The following is a 15,468-nucleotide window of genomic DNA, read 5'->3' as shown; positions in this document are numbered from 1 at the left end:
TTGGCACTGTTCGACATCTTGCCGCAATCACACCTGCCGCCGCGGCGAGCGGGCCATCAGCCGGGCATAGGCGATGGCGGACAGCATGTTGACGTGGTTGGCCCTGCCGGTGCCGGCAATGTCGAAGGCGGTGCCGTGGTCGACCGAGACGCGGTCGATCGGCAGGCCGAGCGAGACGTTGACCGCGGTTTCGAAGGCGACGAGCTTGATCGGAATATGGCCCTGGTCGTGATACTGGGCGATGACGAGATCGAAGGCGCCGTTATAGGCACGGGCAAACACCGTATCGGCGGAGATCGGGCCGACGACATCGATACCCCGAGCCTGTGCCTGCTCGACGGCCGGCGCCAGAAACTCCATGTCCTCGGTGCCGAACAGGCCGTTTTCGCCGCAATGGGGGTTGAGGCCGGCAACAGCAATGCGCGCGGTCTTGCCGAGGCGCAGGAAATGCCTGTGGCCGGCTTCGATGGTTGCCAGCACCCGCTCGGTCTTGGCGCGCTCGATCGCGCCCTTCAGCGAGATATGGGTCGAGACGTGGATGGTGTTCAGCCGCTCGGAGGCCAGCAGCATGAAGGAACTTTTCGAGCCCGTGAGATGCGCGAGAAGCCCGGTATGGCCGTCATGGTGATGACCGGCAAGGTTCATCGCCTCCTTGTTGATCGGCGCGGTGACGATGACATCGGCTTTGGCGGACATGGCGAGATCGACGGCGCGGGTGATATAGCGCACGGACGCATCGCCCGCGACCGGGCTGACCTTGCCGATCTCCGGCAGCGGTGCGCCGAGCGGGACTTCATCGATGGCAATCCTGTCGTCATCGGATCTATCGGCAGGCACGAACTTCAACCCGGTGCCGCTAACGCGGTCAGCCCGCTCCAGCGCTTCCACGTTGCCGACGATGACGAAATCGCGGCGCTCTTCGCTTGGAAGCGCCGCCAAGGCCTTGACGATCACCTCGGGGCCGACTCCAGCCGGATCGCCCAACGTCACGGCGACTTTCGCATTCCTATCCATCACCAAAGTCCCTTCTGAAACAGTATTAAAAGGCGGCCGCGTAAATCGAGCGGATGTCGGCTCGGCTGAGATCACGCGGATTGTTATCAAGCAGACGGCGAATGGCAAAGGCGTCGTCAGCCATGGCGTCGAGATCGCTTTCCGGCACGCCAAGGCCGGAGAGCTTCATCTCAATGCCGAGTTCGGCGCAAAAAGCATAAGCCGCATCGAAGACCGATGCCGTATTTTCCGAGGCCTCATAGCCGAGTGCTGCCATCACCGCTTTCGTCTTCTCCGCGGCCGCCGGCGTGTTGAAGGCGAGAACATGCGGGAAGATCAGGGCATTCGCCGCTCCATGCGCCACGTGCCAGCGCGTGCCGAGAGGGTAGGCGAGAGCATGGCCGCCGGCGGTATTGACCGGGCCGAGGCAGAAGCCGCCGTAAAGCGAGGCGAGCGATAGGCCGGCGCGCGCCTCTGCGTCGTTGCCATCCTTGACGGCGCGGGCGAGATATCTGCCGACGAGCCGCGTTCCCTCGATCGCATAGATGTCGACCATCGGATGGGCTTTGCGGTTGGTGAAGGCCTCGACGCAATGGGCCATGGCGTCGACGCCGGTTGCGGCGGTGGTGCGCGCCGGCACGCTGAAGGTCAGGGCTGGATCGACGACGGCGATGTCGGCCAGCATATGCAGGCTCTCCACAGCAAGCTTCGCCATCGTCGCAGGGTCGGTGACGAGCGCGCGGATGCCGGCCTCGCTGCCGGTGCCCGATGTTGTCGGTACCTGGGCGAGTCCCACCTTGCGCGGCCCGCGCACCCTGTTCGGGCCGACGACCTCATGCAGCGTCTGCCCGGAACCGGCGAGAACGGCGGCGAGCTTTGCCAGATCCATGGCGCTGCCGCCGCCGAAGCCGACGACCAGCTCGGCATCGGCGGCGTTGGCCGCAGTCAGCACTTTGTCGAGATTGCCCGTATCAGGCTCAGGCGTTACTTCGGAGAAAACCGCAACCTCGCCCTTCAGTTCCAGCACGTCGACGCGCGAAGCGTTGAAAGCGTCCGAGATGACAAGCGTGCGCCGATAACCATTCTCGGCAGCCCATTTGCCGAGCTTTCCTGCCGTGCCGATGCCGAATTCGATCTGATGCGGCCGAATTATCGTGATTGGCGAACCCAAGCTGGCCATGACCAGTCCTCCCTGCAGGATCTTGCGGCAATAGTGTCGCCCTCTTTAATGTAAAGTTGTAATATCGAAGTCAAGCGGGCATTTCTGAGAGCGCGAAATTTTATCGTCTGATATGCGCTGGATTCAGGTTTCAGCAGCCATCTGCATTGATGTTTGATAAGTATAATCAGATATATAGCTGACAGTCGCCGATAGTAGACGGTGCGAGCCGGCCTTCACTGCGCTGGCGACGAGGCTGCCAACTCTGTTGTCAATTTCTCCACGTTCAGTCGGTCGAACCGATCACGCCAGCGACCTTTTCGCGCTAGATGGGACGCAAATTTACAACAAGCCGGCAGCCGCCTCGCTACGGCAGGAGTGGCGGGGCGAGGCGCACATATTTGATCGCCCGCCGATAGTAGGTGTAGGCGACATGAAGTGTACCGTCGCCGCCTTGGATGACCGAGGGATACGAGAATTCGCGGTTCAGCGAGTCCTTGGAATTGTTGCTGAGGCAGAACCCGTCACCCGTATCGAGATCCATGCGATGCGGAAAACTCTTGCCGCCATCCCTTGATATCGCAAGGCTCAGGGGCGCACGAGGAACACCCCAGACCGCCTTGCGGCCGATATCGGCGAGGACGGCGGCCGTTTCTCCAGCCTCGTCGCCCTCGATTTCGTCATAGAGAGACTGGCGCCGCGCGTCCGACATGACTGCATTCGAATGGTTATAAACCATTGCGATTCCTCCATCATTCAGGAGTGTCGCCTGGATCGAGGAATTGTTGTTCGGCAGTTCCGTGGGCTCGGGCGCGCTCCACGTCCTGCCGCCGTCACTCGATCGGCTGGAAAGAATGTTTTCGGCGAAACGGTTGCGGTAGAAGGCGACCATCTCGTCGCCGCCGAGCGGCAGGATGTTCATGTGCACGGCGCCGATACTGTTCGGAATGTCGTGCATCTGCCAGCTCGCACCGCCGTCGCGCGAGATCAGAACCGCTGCCGTATCGGCGTCGCCGCTCCAGCGCCGTCCGTCAAGGCCGACGCAGCGGAAGACCGGAAGCAGCCATTCGCCCCTGTCGTTCACGACGATCTGTTGGCGAACGAATGTGCCGGGGCTGTCGCAGAGGAGCCGGACCGGGCCGAACGTCCGGCCGCCATCCTCGGATATCCGGCATTTGACAACGGAACCGTCCTGGTTGCCCGAGGTCTGCGAGGTATAGAGCAGCCATGTCTTTCCGTCAGGAGCGTTGAAAATCAATGGGTTCTGCTCGGACTTCTCCGGATCGTCGCTCATCTTCTCCGGCTCGGACCAGCGATCGGAGCCCGGCGCCAGCCGCGACATGTAAATCGAGATATCGCCCATGCCCTCCATCGTGCCGCCGAACCAGACGCAGGTCAGCGTACCGTCGGGCAGAAAAGCAAGGTTTGCCGCGTGGTTCTGAATGCAGGGCGAGGGCAGATAGGCATCCGCGCGGCCTTTGAAGGAGGGATGAGGAGCGATGATCCCGGTCATCAGGGCGGGAACGGCTTCGGGGCGCAGGCCGGTAAAGCTCATGGCGGGTCTCCTCAGGGCAGCTTGGCGTAGCTTTCGGCGAGTGCGGCATAATCCGCTTCGCTGAGCGGCATCAGCGGTGCGCGCGTGCGCTTCCAGGCGGGATTGCCTGTCTTCAGCCCGACCATTGCCTTGATCGTCGGGATCTGGACGTAGGAGTTGGAAAGCGTGCGATAGGCGTTGATGCGCGCCTGCGCCGCCTCGACGTCGCTGGCACGCCCCTCGTCGTGGACGTGGTCGTAGACGGTGCGCAGCGAATCCGCCACGAGATTGGAGGTTGCCGTGATGCAGCCCGCACCTCCGGCCTTCAACAGTGGCAGCAGCAGCGGATCGGCGCCCGCCAGCACCGAGAAGCCGGGATAGGCGGAGATGATCGCCTGCATGTTGTTGAAATCGCCAGCAGATTCCTTGATGCCGACGACGGTTTCCGGGAAGGCGGCGATCAGCCGGCCGATCAGCGGAATGGAGAGCGGTACGCCTGAGACCTGCGGGATATGGTAGAGGATGACCTGCAGGCGCGTGTCGGCGACCTTGTTCAGCACCTGCGAATAGGCGGCGAAGAGGCCGTCGTCGGAAACGCCCTTGTAGTAGAAGGGCGGCAGCATCACGACCTTGGTGACGCCGAGCGACAGCGCGTGCCGGGTCAGTTCGACGGTTTCGGGAATGGCGACGACGCCCGTACCCGGCAGCAGCTTACCGGCAGGAATGCCGGCTTCCAGCGCCGCTTCCAGAATGGCGCGGCGTTCGGCTCCGGAGAAGGAATTGGCCTCGCCGGTGGTGCCGAGCAGGGCCACGCCATGGCAGCCCTCGGTCAGCAGCCGACGGCAATGATCGGTGAAAAGAGCGAGATCCGGCGCGTTATCTGCGGTCAGCGGCGTAGCGGCCGCGCTGAAAACGCCTGTAATCCTGTGATGGCTCATTCCGCCCTCCCTTAGGCGCGCTTGCCGGGCTGGCTGCGCAGAAAAATTGTCGTTCGTCTGTGGCGATGAGTGCCAAGAACTTTTCCATCGTGACGCTTTTGTCAAGAAGACAAAATTGATTAATACGAGAGCGAAAATCTACATGATTGTAATTGTTGAATTATTTTAAGCCTAAAATTTTCCACGGGTCAAAACTGCGATTTTTCATTGACATATTTACAATAACGAGTGAACGATAGGCGACGGATTGTGCTGCGCCCGGCAGGCGCAGGGAGAACGCTGCCGAATTCACCGTGGGAGGGAATGCCATGTCTTTTGATCAATCGGATAAAACCAATATTTCACGTCGCAACGCGCTGAAGCTCGGCCTTGCGGCCGGCGTCGGCCTCACCGTGTTCGGTATGAATGCGCGCATCGTGCTGGCCGATGAAGGCCAGGTGCTGAAGGTCGCGCATCCGGCCTTCGATCAGGACTGGTCGCCGCTGCGCGGCGGCGGCAGAACCTTCCGCTGGAATTCCATCTGGTGGGCCGCGCCGATGTATTTCGACAGCGAAGGCAATATCAAGCCTTACGTCTTCACCAGCTGGGAATCGGCCGACAACACCGTCTGGACTTTCAAGATCGATCCCAAGGCCGTCTTCTCCGACGGCAGCAAGATCACTTCGGCCGACGTCAAGGGTTCATGGGAAGTCGCCTCGATGCCGAACACCAAGAGCCAGCGCGCCGACCAGGTGCTGAGCAAGGTCAAGGGCTATGCTGAAATCGCCGCCGGCTCCGGCAACGAACTGACCGGCGTCACGACGCCCGACGAGGGCACGGTCGTGGTGACGCTCGCCGCTGCCGATCCGATCTTCTTCATGCGCCTGGCAAACCACATCGCACCGATCACCAAGGCGTCGCAGTCGCGCGGCAGCGACGGCGAGGAAATCATCGACTGGTACAAGCCTGATAATAAGCCGGTCTTCTCCGGCCCCTTCAAGCTGACGAGCCTTGATATCGACGCCGGCAAGCTCTCCTTTGAGCCGAACGAGAACTTCTTCGGCCCGAAGCCGAAGCTGGCGCGCATCGACATCACCTCGATCGAGGACAATGTCAGCGCGACTTCGCTGATCAAGTCGGGAGAGTTCAATGCCCATACCGAGCTCATCACCTCGACTATCATCCAGGATCTCGGTCCTGAATTCTCGGCCGGCCCGCTGATCCCGACCAGCCAGCACTTCTGGTTCAACATCTCCCGTGCGCCGATGGACGACCCGAAGGTCCGCCAGGCGCTGATCATGGCGGTCGATCGCGATGGGCTGTTCAAGGCGTCCTATCCCGACGGGCCGCACAAGAAGGCCGACCAGATCCTCAATTCGGTTCCGGGCGCCGATAATTCCGGCTTCGAGCCCTATCCCTATGATCCGGCGGCTGCAAAGAAGCTGCTTGCCGAATCGAGCTATGGCGGCCCGGAGCGCCTGCCGAAGATCCTGTTCGTCGGTATTTCCGGCCCGGCCATTCAGGCCGCCGCCCAGTTCATCGCCGAGCAGTGGCGCCAGAACCTCGGCATCACGGCCGTCGATATGAAGCCGCAACAGGATTCCTATGCCGGCCCGGACCAGAATTCGGTCCAGATCTTCCGCGATGACGTCGGCACTCGCGTTCCCGATGCCGTCTCTTATCTTGCGGGCTCCATCGCCTCGACCTCGTCGAACGCACAGAACAAGCTCGGCGGATACAAGAACGAGAAGGTTGACAGCGCTCTCGCCGAAGCGACGACCAAGGCTGCGGATGATCCGCAGCGTATCGCTCTCGCCCAGGAAGCCCAGAAGGCGTTCCGCGAGGATTGGGCCTTCATCCCATGGTATTCTCAGGCGATGTCGCGCTGGGCCACCAAGGAAGTCAAGGGCCTGGAAAAGAACCTTGACTGGCAGATCGTCGAGCCCTGGAACATTTCCATCGGCTGATCCGGAACGATCGTCCTGTCAATAAGCGCGCGAAGGCCGCAGGGTCTTCGCGCAAATTTCAAGAAGAGATGCGATCCGCCGGGCTTCAGCAAAGAGCGGGAGCGCATCGTTCAACAGGTGGGAGGTGGCCCCTTGCTGCGCTACGTGCTAACTCGGTTCGCCATCTGGATTCCGTCCGTTCTCGTGGTGATGTTGGCCGTCTACGCGCTGGCTTTCTACGGCGCCGGCGATCCGATCAAGCTCATCTTCCTGCGCGCGCCGGGCGACGTCGCCTACAATCCGCAGCGCATCGAGGCCATTCGCGAAAGTGCGGGTCTCAACCGGCCCTTCATCGAACAGTTCGGCCTTTACATCTGGAACCTGCTGCACGGCCGGTTCGGCAATTCGCTGACATCGGGCCGCGCCGTCTGGGCGATGGTTTCGGCCGCCGCACCTGTCTCGTTCCAGCTTGCCCTCTGTTCCATCATCCTGACGGCCGTCGTCGCGATACCGCTCGGCATGATCGCTGCCTTGAATCAGAATTCGCGCATCGACTATGCCATTCTGGGCTCCGCGCTCTTTCTCTGGGCGATCCCGGCCTACGTCGCCGGGCCGCTGCTGATGGTCAGCCTCATCGTGCTGTTGCCAGGTGCGAGCGTACCCTACGGCTGGGGCGGCATCCTTGATGTCCGCATCCTGCTACCACTGCTCGTGCTTTCCTTCCAGCCGATCGCGCTAATCGTGCGACAGACGCGGGCCGCCGTCATCGAGGTTCTGTCGGAGGATTTCGTCCGCACTGCGCGCGCCAAGGGCGTGCCGGAGATCGTCGTGGCGCTGCGCCATATCCTGCGGCCGGTGCTGACGCCTGTCGTCACCCAGCTCGGCCTGATCATGATCACCATCGTCAACGGTGCGATCTTCGTCGAACTCGTTTTCGGCCTGCCGGGTCTCGGCCGGTTGACTGTGCAGGCGCTGATCAATTCCGATTATCCCGTCATCCTGGCAATTACGCTGATCGGATCGTTCCTGGTCATGGTGTCGAACCTGCTGGTGGACGTGCTCTATCCGCTGCTCGACCCGCGCGCCAATGATTCAAGAAGGAGCCGCTGACCATGTCTGCAATCCCTCTTTCCACCACCGAAACCGTGGATGAGCCGCCGGTCAGCCTGTGGCGCGACGCCTGGCATCGTCTGCGGCGCAACAAGCTTGCCGTCTTCGGTCTCATGGTTGTTCTAATTCTCGCTTTCACGGCGATCTTCGGGCCATATCTCACGCCCTATGATTATCTGAGCCAGGACCTCAACGCCCGCAACGCGCTGCCGTCGATGAGCCACCTCTTCGGAACCGACGATCTCGGCCGCGACGTCTTCAGCCGCGTCGTCTTCGGCACGCGGACAGCCTTCCTCGTCGCCGTGATCGTCACCTTTTTTGCGGTGCTGATCGGCCTCACGCTCGGCGCCGTCGCCGGTTTCTTCGGCAACCCTTTCGACCGCGCTATCATGTGGCTGACCGATGTGACGATGTCGGTTCCCAACCTGCTGCTCGTCGTCGTCGTCAACGCTTCGCTGAAATCGCCGATCACCAAGTGGATGGAGGCCCGTTATCTTGAGACCCTCAATCCCTTCTACCGCCAGACCATATGGGTGGATTTCATTCTCGTCTTCGGGTCGATGGCGCTGATCTCCTGGCCGCCCTATGCCCGTCTGGTGCGCGCCCAGGTGCTGTCGATCCGCAGCCGGCCCTATATTACGGCTGCTCAGGCGCTTGGCCTGTCGAACTGGATCATCATCAAGCGTTATGTCGTGCCGAATGCGCTCGGCCCCCTGATCGTCTCGGTCAGCGCCGGCCTTGGCACGGCGATGGTGCTGGAAAGCGCCTTCAGCTTCCTGGGTGTCGGGGTCAATCCGCCGACGCCCAGCTGGGGCAACATGATTTCGGACGGTCTTCGCGTCTGGCAGCATTATCCGCATCTTCTCGCCGCTCCGGCGGCCGTGCTCGGCCTTGCCTCGGTTGCCTTCAGCTTCCTCGGCGACGGCCTCAACGACGCGCTCAATCCGCGGGGCAGCAAATGATGAACACGAAAAGCACAGAACGCCTGCTCGACGTCAGGGGTCTCACCGTCGAGATCGACGGCCGCAACGGCCCTGCCGTCGTCGTCGACGGCATTGATCTGCATGTCGACAAGGGCGAGACCCTCGGCGTCGTCGGTGAATCCGGCTGCGGCAAGAGCCTCACCATGCTGAGCCTGATGCGGCTGCTGCCGAACAAGATCAAGGTCGTCAAGGGCTCGGCCACCTTCGACGGCCGCGACCTGCAGACGATGTCCAATCGTGAATTGCGCAAGGTGCGCGGCGGCGATATCGGTTTCGTCTTCCAGGATCCGATGACCTCGCTCAATCCCGTCATGCGCGTCGGCGCCCAGATCTGCGAGCCGCTGATCTATCACCGCGGCATGAAGAAGGCGGAAGCCCGCGCCCGCGCTGTCGAACTGTTGCGCCTCGTCGGCATTCCCGGCCCGGAAGAGCGGCTGCAGGCCTTTCCGCACGAGCTTTCGGGCGGCATGCGCCAGCGCGTGATGATCGCCATCGGCCTTGCCTGCAATCCCAAGCTCCTGATTGCCGACGAACCGACGACGGCGCTCGACGTCACCATCCAGGCGCAGATCGTCGATCTGGTGAAGGATCTCAGAGCCAAGCTCGGCATGTCCGTCGTCTGGATCACCCATGATCTGGCGCTGATCGCCGGTCTCGTCGACCGCGTCGCCGTTCTCTATGCCGGCACGGTCGTGGAGGACGCGCCGGTCGACGAGCTCTACGCCCGGCCGAGCCATCCCTATACGCGCGGCCTGCTGTCCTCGATCCCGAAACTTTCAGATCCGCCGGCAAGTCGGCTGAGTTCGATCGGCGGCACGCCCCCGGAGCCCGGCCGCCGGCCGAAGGGCTGCCCCTTCGCGCCGCGCTGCCCGCTTGCCGAGACGGTCTGTCACGAGAAGGTGCCGCAGCTCGAACCGCTGAGTGGCAGCAGCAATCATCGCGCCGCCTGTTTCGTCGTCCAGAGAATGCAGGAGGCCGCGTGATGGCTGCTCAACCGCTGCTCAAGGTCGAAAACCTGGTCAAGCATTTTCATGTCAAGCTTGGCGCATTTGGCGAACGCTCGGCAACCGTCTATGCGCTCGACAATGTCAATCTCGACATCATGGAAGGCGAGACGCTGAGCCTCGTCGGCGAATCCGGCTGCGGCAAGTCGACGACAGGTTTCACCATCCTCAACCTCTACAAGGCGACCAGCGGCAAGGTCGTCTATAAGGGCCAGGACCTTGCCACGCTCGACGAAAAGCAGATGCGGCCCTTCCGCCGCGACCTGCAGATCGTTTTCCAGGATCCCTATTCGACGCTCAATCCGCGCATGACGGTGGGCGAAGCGATCGGCGAGCCGATCCTCTTTCATAAGCTCTGCGCCAAGGCCGAGCTGAAGGAGAGGGTGGCGACGCTGCTCACCGATGTCGGCCTGCCCACACGCTTTGCCCAGCGTTACCCGCACGAGCTTTCCGGCGGTCAGCGCCAGCGCGTCGTCATCGCCCGGGCGCTCGCCTGCCAGCCAAAATTCATTGTCTGCGATGAGGCAATATCGGCGCTCGACGTGTCGATCCAGGCGCAGATCATCAACCTGCTGCTCGATCTGCAGGAGAAATACGGGCTGACCTATCTTTTCATCGCCCATGATCTTGCCGTCGTGCGCCACATCAGCACCCGCGTCGGCGTCATGTATCTCGGGCGGCTGGCCGAACTGGCCACCCGCGAGGACCTCTTCGACAATCCGCTGCACCCCTATACCAAGGCGCTGCTGTCGGCCGTTCCGGAGACCGATCCGGAACTGGAGCGCACCCGTCAGCGCCAGATCCTGCAGGGCGACGTGCCGAGCCCGCTGAGCCCGCCTTCGGGCTGCCGTTTCCATACGCGCTGCCCGATCGCCATGGATGTCTGCAGCAAGGTCATCCCCGCCTGGAAAGAAGCTAGGCCTGGCCACCTCGTCGCCTGCCACGCCGTCAATACGGAGCAAATCGCATGACGCTGAAGGTGGCGATCATTGCCGACGATCTGACCGGCGCTCTCGATACCGGCACGCCCTTTGTCGAAGCTGGCCTTTCGGTCGCCGTCGCCATCGATATAGAGGCGGCGCGGGAGGCGGTGGCTACCGCCTGCGATGTCGTCGTCATCAACACCGCCTCCCGCGCACTGGATGAGCGCGAAGCTGCCGAAAGAGTTCAATTGGCGGCGGATGTCTTTCGTGGCGAGAAGCCTGCGGTCGTCATGAAGAAGATCGATTCCCGGTTGAAGGGCAATGTCGCGGCGGAAAGCATGGCGCTCGCGAAGGCATTCGACCTGAAGGCCATCCTCGTTGCGCCCGCCATTCCCGATCAGGAGCGGTTGACCTACCGTGGCTGTGTCGTCGGCCGGGGCATCAACCGTCCGCTGCCGATCGCTGAGCTGTTCAAAAGGGGTGCGGACCGCGTTGTCGTTGCCGATGCCGGGGACGATGCCGATCTTGACCAGATCGCCGCGGGACATGACTGGCAGACGACCCTTGCCGTCGGCGCCCGGGGTCTCGGCGCCGCACTTGCCCGCCGCCTCGGCGAGGCAGGTCAGTCGACTAGGAGGGAATTTGCGGCAAGCCCGCGGACCCTGTTTGCCTTCGGCTCGCGCGATCCGATCACTGTCGCTCAGATGAGCCGGCTTGAAGGCACGGGCGCCCTACGCGTGGTGTTGGATGCGCCGATGGGCGAGATCGAATGTGGCGAGGGTCTGGCGCTGCCGGTGCTGTTGCGTTGCACAGGCGATATGGCGGTCGATGCGGGGCTCGTCGTTCGCAACTTTGCGTCAGGCGTCAAGGCTGTCATCGATGATACGAGGCCGGATATGCTGATGGTCGGGGGCGGCGATACGGCTCTTGCCGTTTTCCGCACATTGGGGGTGCGGGTATTGGCGCCCCAGGGCGAGATAGAAGCCGGCATTCCGTGGTTCGATGTGACGGCCGCCGATGGCCGGCGTTTTCGGTGCGCCGTCAAGTCGGGGGGCTTCGGCAAACCGGATAGTCTGCTAAAACTGGTTCTTCGGAATCAGGCGGCATAAGATACCGTCGGGGAGAATATGACACGTGGTTGACGCGAATGGCGAATCTTTGAACGCGGAAGCCGGCCCGCCGGGCAAGCCCGAACGCGGCAAGGCCGTCAAGCTGGTCGACCGTGTCTTCGACCAGCTGCTCGAGCGGATCCGCGGCGGAAACTATCCGCCGGATTCACGCCTTCCAGGCGAACACGAACTGGCCTCGATGCTGGGTGTTTCCCGGCCTATCGTCCGTGATGCGCTGGCACGGCTGCGCGATCAGGGCATGGTCTATGCCCGGCAAGGCGCGGGCACCTTCGTCAGCGCGCATGGGTCGCCGACGACGCAACTCGCCTATTCGCCTGTTAAAACCATTGCCGATATTCAGCGCTGCTACGAATTCCGCCTGACCATCGAGCCGGCCGCCGCCTATTTTGCCGCCAAGCGACGCAATGAGCAGGCCATCCAGAAGATCGCCAGCGCCCTTGCGGATCTGCGCGAGGCGACCAGCCATCAGCTTCACCGGGCCGATGCCGATTTCACTTTCCATCGCGCGGTGACGGAGGCTGCCAACAATCATTATTACACGGCCTCGATCGATGCACTGAAAGCCCATATCGCCGTCGGTATGCATCTCCATGGCCTTTCCCTGCTCGGCCCGCGCCAAGGGTTAGAACAGGTCTATGAAGAGCATAACGCCATTTACAAGGCGATCGCCGATGGCAGGCCGGAGGATGCGCAAAGGTTGATGAAGGCGCATCTCGAAGGTTCTCGCGACCGTCTCTTCGAGGGCAGGGTGCTCGACCTGTCCTTCTGAGGCACCCCCGGTTGCAACCTGCGTAAAGGGGCGGCGTCCAAATGCTCGCCGCGAAACGATGCGGTGAGCTACCGCCGTGACAGGATGCCGGCAAAGAGCTGGCGGAAGGTGCCGGCAATGACTCCTGCTTCATGCGGATCCCCCGTCATCAAGGCAGAGGTGATGTTCCGCATTTGCTCGAAGCTGATGTGCGGCGGCAGCGGCGGCACTTCCGGATCGGTCTTTACTTCGAGGATGACGGGGCAATTGGCGCTCAGAGCTTCTTCCCACGCGGCGCCGAGCTGAGCCGGCTGGTCGACGAAAATGCCGCGCAATCCGATGAGGTCGGCGAACTTGTGATAGGCTATGTCAGGAATGGACTGCGACGCTGCGAATTTCGGATCGCCCTCCATCACCCGCTGCTCCCACGTCACCTGGTTCAGATCCTGATTGTTGAAGACGCAGATGACGAAAGTCGGATCGGCCCAGTCCTTCCAGTATTTGGCAACGGTGATCATCTCGGCGAGATTGTTCATCTGCATGGCGCCGTCACCGACCAGGCCGATGACGGGGCGATCGGAATGCGCGAATTTGGCGGCGATCGCGTAGGGGACGGCAGCTCCCATCGAGGCCAGTCCGCCGGAAAGCGATGCCTTCATGCCGCGGCGCATCTTCAGGTCCCGTGCATACCAGTTCGCGCAGGAACCGGAATCGCTGGTGACAACGGCATTTGCCGGCAGCCGCGGCGAAAGTTCGCTGACGACGCGCTGCGGATTGACGGGATTGGCGTCGACGTGGGCGCGCTCGTCCAGCGTCTTCCACCAGGAGGCGACGTCTTTCTCGATCGTTTGCCGCCAGCTGGTATCAGGATTTTCCCGCAACAGAGGCAGCAGCGCCCTGAGCGTTTCGGCCGCATCACCCGTCAGGTTGAGCTCCATCGGATAGCGCAGCGACAGCATGTCGGGATTGATGTCGATCTGCACGCCGCGCGCCCGGCCTTCCTCCGGAAGGAATTCGGAATAGGGAAAACCGGAGCCGATCATCAGCAGGGTGTCGCAGTCGCGCATCAGGTTCCATGAAGGTTCCGTCCCGAGAAGGCCGATCGAGCCCGTCACCCATGGCAGGTCATCCGGCAGAGCGGCCTTGCCGAGCAGGGCCTTGGCAGCGCCCGCCTGGAGGCGGTCCGCAACGGCAATGACCTCGTCCGTGGCGTTGAGCGCGCCGGCGCCGACGAGGATCGCCACTTTCATTCCCGCATTCAGAATATCGGCCGCGGCCTGAAGATCGTCTCCGTGCGGAAAGACTCGCGGCGGAAGGTAACCCGGACCCGAATGCACGGTTCCATGCTTTCGCGCTGGCTCCTCATAGGGCATTTCCTGCAGGTCGTTGGGCAGAATGATCGCTGTCACCGCCCGGTTTGCGAGCGCGATGCGAACCGCGCGGTCGATCAGATGGCGCACCTGCGCCGGGGTGGAAGCCTGCTGCACGAAATCGCTCGCGACATCCTTGAAGAGGGCGGCAAGGTCGAGCTCCTGCTGGTAATGTCCGCCGAGCGCGCGGCGCGCCTGTTGGCCGACAATGGCGAGAACCGGCTGATGGTCCATGCGAGCGTCGTAAAGACCGGTGATCAGATGGGTGGCGCCGGGTCCCGAGGTTGCGATGCAGACGCCGAGTTCGCCTGAGAACTTCGCATAGGCGGCTGCCATGAAAGCCGCCATTTCCTCGTGCCGTGCCTGGATGAACTCCATCTTGTCGGATGCGCGATGGAGCGCCCCGAAGACGCCGTTGATGCCGTCGCCGGGATAGCCGAACATACGTCGCACACCCCATTCGCCAAGCCGTGCCACAAGAAAATCGCCGACAGTTTTCGCCATGGATGCTGTTCTCCCGGCTCCGGATCAAGCCGCAGTTTCGGGGCCGGGCCAATCGATTCGACCCGGTCTGTTTTAGCCGTGGGTTTAATCGCGGAGGCGGCCCCAAGACGGATCCCATTCGACGTCCTCGACAAGTTCGACGAAGACGGGCTGGCTGCTGTTGCCTCTATGGGACTCTGCCAGTTTGAATGCCGCCTCGGGCTCCATTTCCTCGCCGGGATAGACCGTGTCATCCAGGTCGCCTTCCGCGACCTTGCGAACATATCCCCGGATCTGGTTGCTCGATCGATAGAGTTTGATGATCAGCGACCCTGCCGGCGCCGCGCCATAGGAATATCGGATGTAATCCCGACCATCTTGCGCCGGGTCAACCGTTTCGTCGCCCGCTCGATACCAATGTGCGAGGTCCTGACCTTCCGGGCGTCCCTCGCTTTCCCAAATCCGGTAGGCGCGGATCCTTCTTGTCTCCTCATCGATCATCCTTGCCTCCCGGCGGGCCTCATGATCGCCTTGACCATGCGATCTTGCCGCTTACTTGTTGAGTTCCTCGGCCATCTGGAGATGATGTTCCAGAGCGGGGCGCGTGCTTGCAGCCCATGCCTTCAGTTCTGGATTGTCCCCTTCGTCGCCATAGCGCTTGAAGAGATCGACCGCGTCCTCATGGGCAGATTCCTGGTCGGAGTGATATTGCTTGTTGAAATCGGCTCCTTGCAGGCTGTTCAGCTTGTCGAGCATGCTTTTCTGATCCGACGTCATGGCGCTCGGAAGCGCTGCCTTGACCTTGCCGCCGGAAACCAACGCCTTGAGTTCTTCGCTGGTCTTCTGATGGTCGGTGAGCATCTGCTGCGCGAAGGCCTTCGTCGCATCGTCGCCACGTTCGATCGCAAGCTTGCTGGAGGCGATTTCGAACATGTCGCTTGCGGCTGCTTCCTTGACGAAATCTTCCGTTTTCGGCGGCACGCCGATCAGGGAATTGACCCCGCTCTTTTCGGCAGCCGATTGCGCGAATGCCGGAACAGCAAGCGAGAGGGCGAGCGAAGCGATAGCAAAGCGTTTCATAAGGATCTCCTGGGTTGGTAATCGCCAAACTTGCGGGCAGGCGCAGAGTTCCCGCCTTATCGCGTTGTTGATGATCGCTGTTCGTCCG

14 protein-coding genes and 1 pseudogene are annotated in these 15,468 nt (G+C 62.0%); 7 read left to right on the top strand and 8 right to left on the bottom strand.

The window, feature by feature from the left end:
- Positions 1 to 27: 27 nt before the first annotated feature.
- The 4 genes from pdxA to AC13QO_RS22555 all read right to left on the bottom strand — a co-directional run bounded on the left by pdxA (position 28) and on the right by AC13QO_RS22555 (position 4,624).
- On the bottom strand, positions 28 to 1,014 hold the full coding sequence (gene pdxA / locus AC13QO_RS22570) for a 4-hydroxythreonine-4-phosphate dehydrogenase PdxA (protein ID WP_488541901.1): 987 nt from the start codon (positions 1,012 to 1,014) through the stop codon (positions 28 to 30).
- A 25-nt stretch (positions 1,015 to 1,039) separates the two neighbouring features.
- Positions 1,040 to 2,173 carry an iron-containing alcohol dehydrogenase gene (locus tag AC13QO_RS22565; protein WP_488541900.1) on the bottom strand — a complete coding sequence of 378 codons (1,134 nt, stop codon included), beginning with the start codon at positions 2,171 to 2,173 and terminating at the stop codon, positions 1,040 to 1,042.
- A 346-nt stretch (positions 2,174 to 2,519) separates the two neighbouring features.
- A complete protein-coding gene (locus tag AC13QO_RS22560; protein WP_183704168.1) occupies positions 2,520 to 3,707 on the bottom strand; it encodes a sialidase family protein in 1,188 nt (395 codons plus the stop codon).
- 11 nt (positions 3,708 to 3,718) lie between these two features.
- A complete protein-coding gene (locus AC13QO_RS22555) occupies positions 3,719 to 4,624 on the bottom strand; it encodes a dihydrodipicolinate synthase family protein (RefSeq protein ID WP_488541899.1) in 906 nt (301 codons plus the stop codon).
- 308 nt (positions 4,625 to 4,932) lie between these two features.
- Between AC13QO_RS22555 and AC13QO_RS22550 the strand changes: the two genes are divergently transcribed.
- From AC13QO_RS22550 to AC13QO_RS22520, 7 genes are all read left to right on the top strand, one after another.
- A complete protein-coding gene (locus AC13QO_RS22550; protein WP_221157384.1) occupies positions 4,933 to 6,570 on the top strand; it encodes an ABC transporter substrate-binding protein in 1,638 nt (545 codons plus the stop codon).
- 132 nt (positions 6,571 to 6,702) lie between these two features.
- A complete protein-coding gene (locus AC13QO_RS22545) occupies positions 6,703 to 7,659 on the top strand; it encodes an ABC transporter permease (protein WP_488541898.1) in 957 nt (318 codons plus the stop codon).
- A 2-nt stretch (positions 7,660 to 7,661) separates the two neighbouring features.
- Positions 7,662 to 8,621 carry an ABC transporter permease gene (locus tag AC13QO_RS22540; protein ID WP_488541897.1) on the top strand — a complete coding sequence of 320 codons (960 nt, stop codon included), beginning with the start codon at positions 7,662 to 7,664 and terminating at the stop codon, positions 8,619 to 8,621.
- The gene (locus AC13QO_RS22535; RefSeq protein WP_488541896.1) at positions 8,618 to 9,625 is read left to right on the top strand and encodes an ABC transporter ATP-binding protein; all 1,008 of its coding nucleotides are present in this window, start codon (positions 8,618 to 8,620) and stop codon (positions 9,623 to 9,625) included. Before AC13QO_RS22540 ends, AC13QO_RS22535 begins: the two co-directional genes overlap by 4 nt.
- Positions 9,625 to 10,617: an ABC transporter ATP-binding protein gene (locus tag AC13QO_RS22530; RefSeq protein ID WP_183704187.1), complete on the top strand. Its 993-nt coding sequence runs from the start codon at positions 9,625 to 9,627 to the stop codon at positions 10,615 to 10,617. Before AC13QO_RS22535 ends, AC13QO_RS22530 begins: the two co-directional genes overlap by 1 nt.
- Positions 10,614 to 11,678, top strand: a complete 1,065-nt coding sequence (locus AC13QO_RS22525; RefSeq protein ID WP_085781451.1) for a four-carbon acid sugar kinase family protein — start codon at positions 10,614 to 10,616, stop codon at positions 11,676 to 11,678. The genes AC13QO_RS22530 and AC13QO_RS22525 overlap by 4 nt, the downstream gene beginning before the upstream one ends.
- 25 nt (positions 11,679 to 11,703) lie before the next feature.
- Positions 11,704 to 12,468: a FadR/GntR family transcriptional regulator gene (locus AC13QO_RS22520; protein WP_085781452.1), complete on the top strand. Its 765-nt coding sequence runs from the start codon at positions 11,704 to 11,706 to the stop codon at positions 12,466 to 12,468.
- Between the two features lie 68 nt (positions 12,469 to 12,536).
- On the opposite strand, the gene AC13QO_RS22515 is transcribed toward AC13QO_RS22520, so the two are convergent.
- From AC13QO_RS22515 to AC13QO_RS22500, 4 genes and pseudogenes are all read right to left on the bottom strand, one after another.
- Positions 12,537 to 14,321 carry a thiamine pyrophosphate-requiring protein gene (locus AC13QO_RS22515; protein ID WP_488541895.1) on the bottom strand — a complete coding sequence of 595 codons (1,785 nt, stop codon included), beginning with the start codon at positions 14,319 to 14,321 and terminating at the stop codon, positions 12,537 to 12,539.
- Between the two features lie 84 nt (positions 14,322 to 14,405).
- Positions 14,406 to 14,663 carry a hypothetical protein gene (locus tag AC13QO_RS22510; protein ID WP_488541924.1) on the bottom strand — a complete coding sequence of 86 codons (258 nt, stop codon included), beginning with the start codon at positions 14,661 to 14,663 and terminating at the stop codon, positions 14,406 to 14,408.
- Positions 14,664 to 14,714: 51 nt separating this feature from the next.
- Positions 14,715 to 14,801 (bottom strand): annotated as a pseudogene (locus AC13QO_RS22505) (DUF2934 domain-containing protein); the annotation flags it as partial.
- 51 nt (positions 14,802 to 14,852) lie between these two features.
- Positions 14,853 to 15,380: a DUF4142 domain-containing protein gene (locus AC13QO_RS22500; RefSeq protein WP_085781455.1), complete on the bottom strand. Its 528-nt coding sequence runs from the start codon at positions 15,378 to 15,380 to the stop codon at positions 14,853 to 14,855.
- Positions 15,381 to 15,468: the final 88 nt, after the last annotated feature.

The organism is Rhizobium sp. CNPSo 3670, assembly GCF_057784555.1.
Note: the sequence above shows the minus strand (reverse complement) of the source record. Positions and strands in the feature narration are given on the sequence as shown.

Bases quoted from the DNA above. Each gene is read 5' to 3' on its own strand.
- AC13QO_RS22535 (WP_488541896.1), top strand. From the start codon at position 8,618: ATGATGAACACGAAAAGCACAGAACGCCTGCTCGACGTCAGGGGTCTC.
- AC13QO_RS22500 (WP_085781455.1), bottom strand. From the start codon at position 15,380: ATGAAACGCTTTGCTATCGCTTCGCTCGCCCTCTCGCTTGCTGTTCCG.
- AC13QO_RS22555 (WP_488541899.1), bottom strand. From the start codon at position 4,624: ATGAGCCATCACAGGATTACAGGCGTTTTCAGCGCGGCCGCTACGCCG.
- AC13QO_RS22525 (WP_085781451.1), top strand. From the start codon at position 10,614: ATGACGCTGAAGGTGGCGATCATTGCCGACGATCTGACCGGCGCTCTC.
- pdxA (WP_488541901.1), bottom strand. From the start codon at position 1,014: ATGGATAGGAATGCGAAAGTCGCCGTGACGTTGGGCGATCCGGCTGGA.
- AC13QO_RS22540 (WP_488541897.1), top strand. From the start codon at position 7,662: ATGTCTGCAATCCCTCTTTCCACCACCGAAACCGTGGATGAGCCGCCG.
- AC13QO_RS22550 (WP_221157384.1), top strand. From the start codon at position 4,933: ATGTCTTTTGATCAATCGGATAAAACCAATATTTCACGTCGCAACGCG.
- AC13QO_RS22560 (WP_183704168.1), bottom strand. From the start codon at position 3,707: ATGAGCTTTACCGGCCTGCGCCCCGAAGCCGTTCCCGCCCTGATGACC.
- AC13QO_RS22530 (WP_183704187.1), top strand. From the start codon at position 9,625: ATGGCTGCTCAACCGCTGCTCAAGGTCGAAAACCTGGTCAAGCATTTT.
- AC13QO_RS22515 (WP_488541895.1), bottom strand. From the start codon at position 14,321: ATGGCGAAAACTGTCGGCGATTTTCTTGTGGCACGGCTTGGCGAATGG.
- AC13QO_RS22565 (WP_488541900.1), bottom strand. From the start codon at position 2,173: ATGGCCAGCTTGGGTTCGCCAATCACGATAATTCGGCCGCATCAGATC.